Annotated in this window: 9 protein-coding genes; 7 read left to right on the top strand and 2 right to left on the bottom strand. The window is 72.6% G+C overall.

Annotated features, from left to right (window positions below; translation table 11 throughout):
- Nucleotides 1-1,382 (top strand): DEAD/DEAH box helicase (locus R2N01_RS10510; protein ID WP_316670958.1); only part of this gene is annotated, 1,382 nt, incomplete at its 5' end.
- A gap of 304 nt (nt 1,383-1,686) precedes the next feature.
- On the opposite strand, the gene R2N01_RS10505 is transcribed toward R2N01_RS10510, so the two are convergent.
- Nucleotides 1,687-2,460 (bottom strand): helix-turn-helix transcriptional regulator, encoded by a 774-nt coding sequence (locus R2N01_RS10505; protein WP_316670956.1) that lies wholly within the window; start codon nt 2,458-2,460, stop codon nt 1,687-1,689.
- A gap of 158 nt (nt 2,461-2,618) precedes the next feature.
- On the opposite strand from R2N01_RS10505, the gene R2N01_RS10500 reads away from it, so the two are divergent.
- Nucleotides 2,619-3,275, top strand: coding sequence for an MFS transporter (locus R2N01_RS10500; protein ID WP_316670953.1), 657 nt, complete (start codon nt 2,619-2,621; stop codon nt 3,273-3,275).
- Nucleotides 3,276-3,552: 277 nt separating this feature from the next.
- On the opposite strand, the gene R2N01_RS10495 is transcribed toward R2N01_RS10500, so the two are convergent.
- A complete protein-coding gene (locus R2N01_RS10495) occupies nt 3,553-3,882 on the bottom strand; it encodes a hypothetical protein (protein WP_316670951.1) in 330 nt (109 codons plus the stop codon).
- 213 nt (nt 3,883-4,095) lie between these two features.
- Between R2N01_RS10495 and tsaE the strand changes: the two genes are divergently transcribed.
- From tsaE to bluB, 5 genes are all read left to right on the top strand, one after another.
- Nucleotides 4,096-5,061 carry a tRNA (adenosine(37)-N6)-threonylcarbamoyltransferase complex ATPase subunit type 1 TsaE gene (gene tsaE, locus R2N01_RS10490; RefSeq protein ID WP_316670949.1) on the top strand — a complete coding sequence of 322 codons (966 nt, stop codon included), beginning with the start codon at nt 4,096-4,098 and terminating at the stop codon, nt 5,059-5,061.
- A complete protein-coding gene (tsaB, locus tag R2N01_RS10485) occupies nt 5,058-5,762 on the top strand; it encodes a tRNA (adenosine(37)-N6)-threonylcarbamoyltransferase complex dimerization subunit type 1 TsaB (RefSeq protein WP_316670947.1) in 705 nt (234 codons plus the stop codon). The genes tsaE and tsaB overlap by 4 nt, the downstream gene beginning before the upstream one ends.
- Complete coding sequence (locus R2N01_RS10480) at nt 5,759-6,280, top strand: GNAT family N-acetyltransferase (protein WP_316670946.1); 522 nt, start codon at nt 5,759-5,761, stop codon at nt 6,278-6,280. Before tsaB ends, R2N01_RS10480 begins: the two co-directional genes overlap by 4 nt.
- The gene (gene tsaD, locus R2N01_RS10475; protein ID WP_316670945.1) at nt 6,277-7,344 is read left to right on the top strand and encodes a tRNA (adenosine(37)-N6)-threonylcarbamoyltransferase complex transferase subunit TsaD; all 1,068 of its coding nucleotides are present in this window, start codon (nt 6,277-6,279) and stop codon (nt 7,342-7,344) included. The genes R2N01_RS10480 and tsaD overlap by 4 nt, the downstream gene beginning before the upstream one ends.
- A gap of 84 nt (nt 7,345-7,428) precedes the next feature.
- Nucleotides 7,429-8,252, top strand: an 824-nt coding sequence (bluB, locus tag R2N01_RS10470) for a 5,6-dimethylbenzimidazole synthase (protein ID WP_316670943.1), incomplete at its 3' end; no start/stop codon positions are given.

The raw sequence follows: 8,252 nt of genomic DNA, 5'->3' as shown, positions 1-8,252 counted from the left end.
CCGAGGAGGTCTCCGCGCGCCGTGAGCGGGAGCGCCACCCGCACGCCTCCGTCGGCCTCGACAAGGGGCCCCGCAGGCCGCGCCGCGGTCCCCGCTTCACCGAGCTCGGCGTGCCCGAGGCCGTCTGCGGGGTCCTCGGCTCCCAGGGCATCGCCACGGCCTTCCCGATCCAGGCCGCCGCCATCCCCGACGCCATGAGCGGGCGCGATCTGCTCGGCCGCGGCCAGACCGGCTCGGGCAAGACGCTGGCCTTCGGCCTGCCCGCGCTCACCCGCCTCGGTCGCGGCGGGGCCGAGCCCGAGCGCCCCCGCGCCGTCTGCCTGGCGCCGACCCGCGAGCTGGCCATGCAGGTGCACGACGTGCTGAGCCCGCTGGCCGAGGTCATGGGCATGCGCACGGTGCTCGTGGCCGGCGGCATGAGCTACACGCCCCAGTTGCGCGCCCTGCGCAGAGGCGTCGACCTCGTCGTGGCCACGCCCGGGCGTCTGGTCGACCTCATGAACCAGCAGGCCGCCGCGCTCGACCGGGTCGAGACCATCATCCTGGACGAGGCCGACGAGATGGCCGACATGGGCTTCCTGCCGGAGGTCACCCGCGTCCTCGACGATGTGCCCGCCGGCGCCCAGCACCTGCTGTTCAGTGCCACGCTCGACGGGCAGGTCGACGGGCTCGTGCGCCGCTATCTCAAGGATCCGGCCGTGCACGGCGTCGACGCCGCTCGTGCCTCGGTCACGACGATGCGCCACGAGATCTGGGCCGTCGGCGCCCGCGAGAGGAGGGACGTCATCGCCCAGGCCGTCAACCGGCCGGGGCGCACGATCGTCTTCGTGCGCACCCAGCGCGACGCCGACGAGGCCGCCGGACGCCTGCGCGGGGTCGGTATCATCGCCGGCGCCCTGCACGGCGGCCTGCCCCAGGGCATGCGGGCCCGCGTCCTGCACGCCTTCCGGGAGGGCAGGGTGCCGGTGCTGGTGGCCACCGACGTGGCGGCCCGCGGCATCGACGTCGACGACGTCTCGCTGGTGCTGCAGGCCGATCCGCCGCACGACGGCAAGGACTATCTGCACCGCGCAGGACGGACGGCCCGCGCCGGCACCGACGGTCTGGTCGTCTCGATCGTACTGCCCCGCCAGCGCCGCCGGATGGACCGCATCCTGCGCGAGGCGGGCGTCCACGAGCGGGTGCACGGGGTGCACCCGGGGGAGCGCCTGGCCGAGCTGACCGGAGGAGCGGTTCCCGACGGCGAGCCGATCAGCGCCGAGCGGTACAGGGCCCTCATCACCCCAGCACGCCGGCCTCGTAGGCAAAGGGGCCGCAAGGGCGGGCGTCGCGGCGGGTCCAGGGGCGGGCACGCCCACCGCCGCGGGCGCCGCGAACGCTGAAGGCGAGCGCTTGCCGCACCCGAACGCGCCAGCGGTGCCGGGCAGGGCAAGCCGATTCCGCTGACGTCCCTCCGGGCACGGTGCGCCGATTCGTGCCGGGACGACGATACTGCACGGCATCGGCCTGCCGGTCCCGGGGGAGAGCACGCACGACGGCCCCGGCCGGCGAAACCGCTGGTGCGCTTCTACGATCCCGGCTCCGGCAGCATCAGCATCGGCGGTGAGGGGGCTCACCCGGATGAGCCTGGGGGCGTTGAACGATCAGATCGCCTGCGTCGCGCCGGGAGATGTCCGGCGGTCAACGTCAGCGGATGGTCCCTGGCCCGCGCGATGCGGCCGAGGCCTGAGAACTGGCCGGGGAGCGGGTGCGGGCCGTGGGGAGGCCAGTTGCGTCGTCAAGAGTGATCCCGGCATCGTTGAGCGCTGCTCGACCGGTGGGAGTGAGTCGCACGGCACGAGTGCGGCCGATACGGGCGAGCCATTGCCTGCTCAGAAAGACTGTGCAGATTCCGGTGCCGGGGGAACCGGCGAGGTGGAACCGGCGCTCGGTGGAGTCCATGCACGGCCTCGCCGCGTTCAGCGTCGAGGCGGGAACACCCCATTGCGCGAAGAGACGACGCCCCTGATCGGTGGCCTGCCACCGGGCGTCGATGAGTTGACGATCCATGAACTGTTCGGCCAGGCGGACGCCGAGCCTGCCGGCGATGTGCCGATAGCACGTCCGGCCCTCGCGAAGATTCGCGTTCGCACGTGACGAGTTCAGGCTGTGCGGAGTGGGCAGGGCGGAGCGGGTCATCACGCCGAGGCTTTCGATCACTCGGGCCATGCCGTCCCCTGCCAGATGGACGTAGCGGTGACGGCCCCGCCGGATGTCGTGGGCGATGCCGTGCAAGACGAGCACGTCGACGTGCTCGCTGGCGGTCGAACGCGCCAAGCCGGCGTACCTGCCGAGCTCGCCTACGGTCCACGCACGGCCGTCCATGAGGGCGGCGCACATCGCGGCCCGTGATGGGTCTGCCAACGCCGAGGCCACGGCTGAGACGTCTGGAACTGCCTCGGGGAACACGCGTGCAGCCATGGTCTCACAGTATGCACCCGCGACTGTTCGGCGGCAGGCGAACAATCACGGGAGCAGGTTGAACTCATCAGATTCATGACCCATGAGGACAGAGGAAGTGACCACGATGAGCGAGAATCGCCAGCGACTGCGCGACGGGCGGGACGGGGGCCAAGCGCATGATCTCGCCCCATCGTCGCACGGCGTTGATCGCAATCCTGCTGGGGTTCTTCATCGTCATGCTCGACACGACAATTGTCAATGTTGCTCTTGCTGGGATCGGTGCCGATCTTGATACGACAGTGGCTTCTCTGCAATGGGTCGTTGATGCCTACACCCTTGTTTTTTCGGCATTCTTGCTCACTGCCGGTGCTGCCTGCGATCGTCTTGGCGCACGGAAGGTTTACGTGGCTGGCCTCATCATTCTTGCTGCCTTTTCGGTTGTATGCGCGCTCGCTCCGACCAGCGGTCTCCTTGTTGCTGGCCGCAGTGTGCAGGGTCTTGGGGCTGCCGCGCTCGTGCCCGGGTTCTTGGCCTTGTCGTCAGCTGTTTACGATGATCCGGAAGAACAGGCGCGAGCCATTGGGCTGTGGGGCGGTGCAGGGGGTGTCGCTGCAGCAGTCGGGCCTGTCCCTGGCGGAGCGCTCGTGTCGGTGATCGGCTGGCGGGCCGTGTTTTGGGTCAACCTCCCCTTCATCGCCACTGGCTGTTTGCTCACTTTATGGGCAATTCCCGCAGTCAGAGGTGGTCGGAGGAGACGGGTGGACATGGCCGGACAAGTGCTCTCAGTGTTTATTCTCATGGCAGTCACCTATGCCATCATCACTGCCGGTTAGCATGGATGGCCGCTGTGGCAGATCGGCGCATTCATCGCGGTTGCCGTTTTCTTGCAGTGTTCATCATAGTGGAGCGACGGCAGCCGGATCCGATGCTGCCAACGGCCTTGTTCAGCCACCTTAGGTTTTCAGCTGCGGCTGTGGTCGGGCTCGTGCTCAACGTCAGTTTCTTCGGACAACTCTTCGTGCTTTCCTTATTCTTCCAGGAATACATGGGTACCCACCGTGGCTTGCTGGTCCCGCATTGGCGCCGCAGGCGTGCAGTGCCGTGGTCGCGTCACCGCTGGGCGGCCGTGCCACGGCTCGCCGGGGCGCGTTTCCCGCGATGCTCATGGGGCCGGTGATCGGCACTGCCGGGTTCAGCAGCCTCGTGCTGCTCACGAAAGAAGTCCCTTGCCTGATGGTTGCAGTGCTGACATTCGCCGCCGGCTCCGGCATGGCGTTCGCGATGCCGGCCGCAACCTCTGCCGCAGTTGCCTCTGCCCCAGCCGAGCACGTCGGAATAGCTGGTGGAGCCATCAACGCCGCCCGCCAGACCGGCAGCGCCGTCGGTGTCGCCGTCCTCGGCGCGCTGGTCGCAGGTGAGGGGGTTCTCACTGGTCTCCACAGAGCCGTCCTGGTCGCCGTGACCATCATCCGTGACAGGCAGGACACGGCCACCACCGAGTGCCGGGCGTAGCTCGCCTCCGCTCTCGCCGTGCTCGTGACCGGGACACCGGCAGATGCGGTGATTCCCCCACGGGCTGGTCCGGCTGCTGCCGGACCCGGCCAGGTTCACGCACCGTCCCCTCTCGCCGGGCCCCAACTAGACTGGGCGGACGTGACCGATGACGAGGTGCAGTTGAGACTGGCGGACGAGCAGGACGCGCCCGCCATGCTCGACATCATTCGCGAGGCCTTCGGGGCCAGACGAGCACTCGACCCCCCGCCCGAGGCGCTGAGCGACACCGTCGAGGACGTGCGCGCCCGCATCGCCGACTGCGGCGGCGTCATCGCCTCCGTCGACGGGCGCGACGCCGCATGCCTGCTCATGAGCCGCCCGCGCCCCGGTGCCGTCATGATCCACCGCGTCAGCGTCCTGCCGCGATTCCAGCACACGGGCCTCGCCTCGGTCATCGTCCGCGCGGCGGGGGAGTGGGCCGCCGAGCGGGGGGCGCGGCGCCTGCAGCTCATGGCCCGCCGCGATCTGCCCGAGATCATCGACTGGTGGCGGGCCCACGGTTTCACCGTCGACCACGAGGTGCCCGGCGGCCTCATCCTGGCCATCGGGCTGCCCGTGGCCGTCACCGTGTCGACCGCCGACGACATGCGTCACCTCGGCGCGCTGTTGGCCGGACACCTGCGCGCCGGGGACCTGCTGGTCGCCAACGGCGAGCTCGGTGCCGGCAAGACCACCCTCGCCCAGGGCCTCGGCGCCGGGCTGGACGTCGAGGGCCCCGTCATCTCGCCGACCTTCGTCCTGGCGCGCGTGCACCGCGCGCGCAGCGGTGGCCCCGACCTGGTGCATGTCGACGCCTACCGGATGGGCTCGGCCGCCGAACTCGAGGACATCGACCTCGACTCGTCCATGGCGGACTCGGTCACCCTCGTCGAATGGGGCGCCGGAATGGCGGAGGGCCTGGCCCCCGAGCGCCTCGACGTCGACATCGTCCGCAGCGCCGACCCCGCCGACGAATCCCGCATCGTCCACCTCACCGGCCACGGCGACCGCTGGGCCGGGGAGGATCTCTTCAGCCTGCGCGGCGGACCCGCCGCGCCCGGACACGAGGCCGGGGAGTCCCGATGAGCACCGCGCCGACGAACCGCCCGACGACGGGTTGGACACTGGCCGTCGACACGTCGGACATCATTGCCGTCGGCCTGGCCCGCGACGGGCAGGCGATCGCCTCCGAGCACGTGGGCGACAGCCACTCCCACGTCGAGCTCCTCGCGCCCGCCATCGAGGGCCTCCTCGGACGCGCCGGCATCGGCTGGGAGGATCTGGCCGCGATAGGCGTCGGGGTGGGGCCCGGCCCGTTCACCGGGCTGCGCGTGGGCATCGCCACCGCCATCACGGCCGGCCTGGCGGCGGCCCTGCCCGTCAAGGGCGTGTGCGGCCTCGACGTCATCGCCGCCCAGTGGGCGGCGTCCGGCGCCCCCGGCGAGTTCGTCGTCGCCTCGGATGCCCGCCGCAGGGAGCTCTACTGGGCCGGTTACAGGGACGGCCGGTGCTCCGACGACCCGCAGGTGAGCGCGCCGACCGCCCTTCCCGATCTGCCCACCGCCGGCCCCGGCGTCGGCGTCTACCCCGAGTTGCTCGCTGCGCGCTGCCCGCCCGGTGCGCCGACCGGACTCGACGCCGGTTTCCTCGCCGCCCATCTGCACGAGCTGCCCGAGGCCGGCCTGGAGCCGCTGTACCTGCGCAGGCCCGACGCCGAGCTGCCGAGCGCCCGCAAGACGGCACTGGGCGGGCGCCACCGCCGTCTGCAGCCCGGGGCGGGCCGGTGAGCGCCGCCGCCCGGAACCGGACGGGCACCGTGGCGCCCGCCTTCGAGCGGTTGGATGCCGACGACCTGCCGGGCCTGCTGGGCCTGGAACGGCACGGCTTCGGTCCGGGCGAGCGCTGGAGCGCCGACTCCTGGCGGGCCGAACTGGCCGGCCCCGGGCGCCTGTGCCTGGGGCTGCGCGGGGGCGACGGGCTCGTCGCGGCCGGCATCATCGGCGTGCTCTTCGAGGACGCCGAGCTGCTGCGCATCGTCGTGGCCCCGCCCGCCCGCGGCCGGCGTGTCGCCACCGGCCTGCTGGCCGGTCTCATGGCGGCGGCCGCCGGCAGGGGGGCGGAGCGCATGCTCCTGGACGTGCGTCGCGACAACGGCGCCGCGCTGGCGCTCTACGGGCGGGCCGGCTTCATCCGCATCGCCGTGCGCGAGAACTACTACGGGCCGGGGGCCGACGCCCTCGTCCTGGAGGCTGCGGTCCGGCCACGGGGATCGGCCGCGGGCGCGGCGGAAGGAGGGCGGCCATGAGCGAGCCGCTGGTCCTGGGCATCGAGTCCAGCTGCGACGAGACATCGGTCGGCATCGTGCGCGGCGAGCAGATGCTCGCCAACGAGGTGGCAAGCTCCATGGAGCTGCACGCCCGCTTCGGCGGCGTCGTCCCCGAGGTCGCCTCGCGCGCCCACCTGGAGGCCATCGGCCCGACCCTGGGCCGCGCCGTCGAGAGGGCCCGGATCGACCTGGCCGAGCTCGACGCCGTCGCCGTCACCGCCGGCCCCGGCCTCATGGGCTCCCTCGTCGTCGGACTGGCCGCCGCCAAGGCCCTGGCCGCCTGCCTCGGCAAGCCGCTGTACGGCCTCAACCACCTGGTCGGCCATGTCGCCGTCGACCTGCTCGACCACCCCGACGACGAACCGGCCCGCCCGCTCGCCCGGCCCACCCTGGCGCTGCTCGTCTCGGGCGGGCACACCCAGCTGCTCAGGGTGGGCGACATCACCGGCGACGTCGTGGAGCTCGGCACGACGATCGACGACGCCGCCGGCGAGGCCTACGACAAGGTCGCCCGGTTGCTCGGCCTGCCCTACCCGGGCGGCCCGGTCATCGACGAGGCGGCCCGGGGCGGCGACCCGGGGGCCATCCGCTTCCCGCGCGGCCTGACCGCCGCTCACGACCTGGCCAGGCACCGCTTCGACTACTCGTTCTCGGGTCTGAAGACGGCCGTCGCCCGCTGGGTCGAGACCCGCCGCCTGGACGACGCCGAGGTGCCGGTCGCCGACGTGGCCGCCTCGTTCCAGGAGGCCGTCGCCGACGTCGTCACGGCCAAGGCCGTCGACGCCGCCCGGCACCACGGCATCGAGCACATGATCATCGGCGGCGGCGTCGCCGCGAACTCGCGTCTGCGCGGCCTGCTCGGCGAGCGCGCCGCCGCCGCCGGCATCGAGCTGCGCCGCCCGCGCCCGGGTCTGTGCACCGACAACGGCGCCATGATCGCCGTGCTCGGCGCCCAGGTCGTCAAGGCGGGGCTGGAGCCGTCCGGCCTGGGCATCGGTGCCGACCCGGGCCTGCCCGCCGGGACCGTCGTCGTGCACGGGTGACCGCTCCCCGGCCGGGAGGGGACAGGGGCGCCCCGCCCCGTGCCGGCGCACCGGCACGCCGATAACGCCGATAACGTTGCGCCCATGAGCGAAAGCACGAACCAGTCCCCCGAGCACATCTGGCACCGCCCGGTGCCGGTGATCGGCGACGCCACGAGCTCGGCCGAGCGCGACGGCGACGCCGCCGGCTGGGCCTTCGACGACGCCACGCGCGCCGCCCTCGACCGGGTCATCGGCGCCCGCCGCGACATCCGCCGCTACCGGCCCGACGACGTCGGCGACGAGCTCGTCCGCGCCGTCATCGAGGCCGGTCACGGCGGCCCCAGCGTCGGTCAGTCCCAGCCGTGGCGCTTCATCGTCGTGCGCGACCGCCGCACCCGCGAGCGCGTCGCCCTCATGGCCGACCGCGAGCGCCTGCGCCAGGCCGCCGGCCTGGCGCCCGAGCGCGCCTCCCGGTTGCTCGACCTGCAGCTCGAGGGCATCCGAGAGGCCCCGCTCGGCCTCGTCGTCGCCTGCGACCGCCGCACCCCGGCCTCGGGCGTGCTGGGCCGCAACACCTTCCAGGACGCCGATCTGTGGAGCTGCGCGGCCGCCATCGAGAACATGTGGCTGACCGCCCGTGCCGCCGGCCTGGGCATGGGCTGGGTGACGCTCATGCGCCCCGCCGAGCTGGCCGGGCTGCTGCGTCTGCCGGCGGGTGTCGAGACCCTCGGCTGGTTGTGCCTGGGCTGGCCCGACGAGCGCCCGCCCTTCCCCGGCCTGGAGCGCCGCGCCTGGTCGCACAAGCTGCCGCTGGACGAGGTCATCATGACCGATCGCTGGCCCGAGCACGCCCCGCAGCCGCCGGCGAGCGGCCTGCCCGGTACCGCGCCGCCCGGGTGCGCCGCCCCGGTCGGCGCACCCGGGCC

Origin of the sequence: uncultured Propionibacterium sp. (genome assembly GCF_963539965.1) — a bacterium.
Lineage (GTDB): Bacteria > Actinomycetota > Actinomycetes > Propionibacteriales > Propionibacteriaceae > Propionibacterium.
Note: the sequence above shows the minus strand (reverse complement) of the source record. Positions and strands in the feature narration are given on the sequence as shown.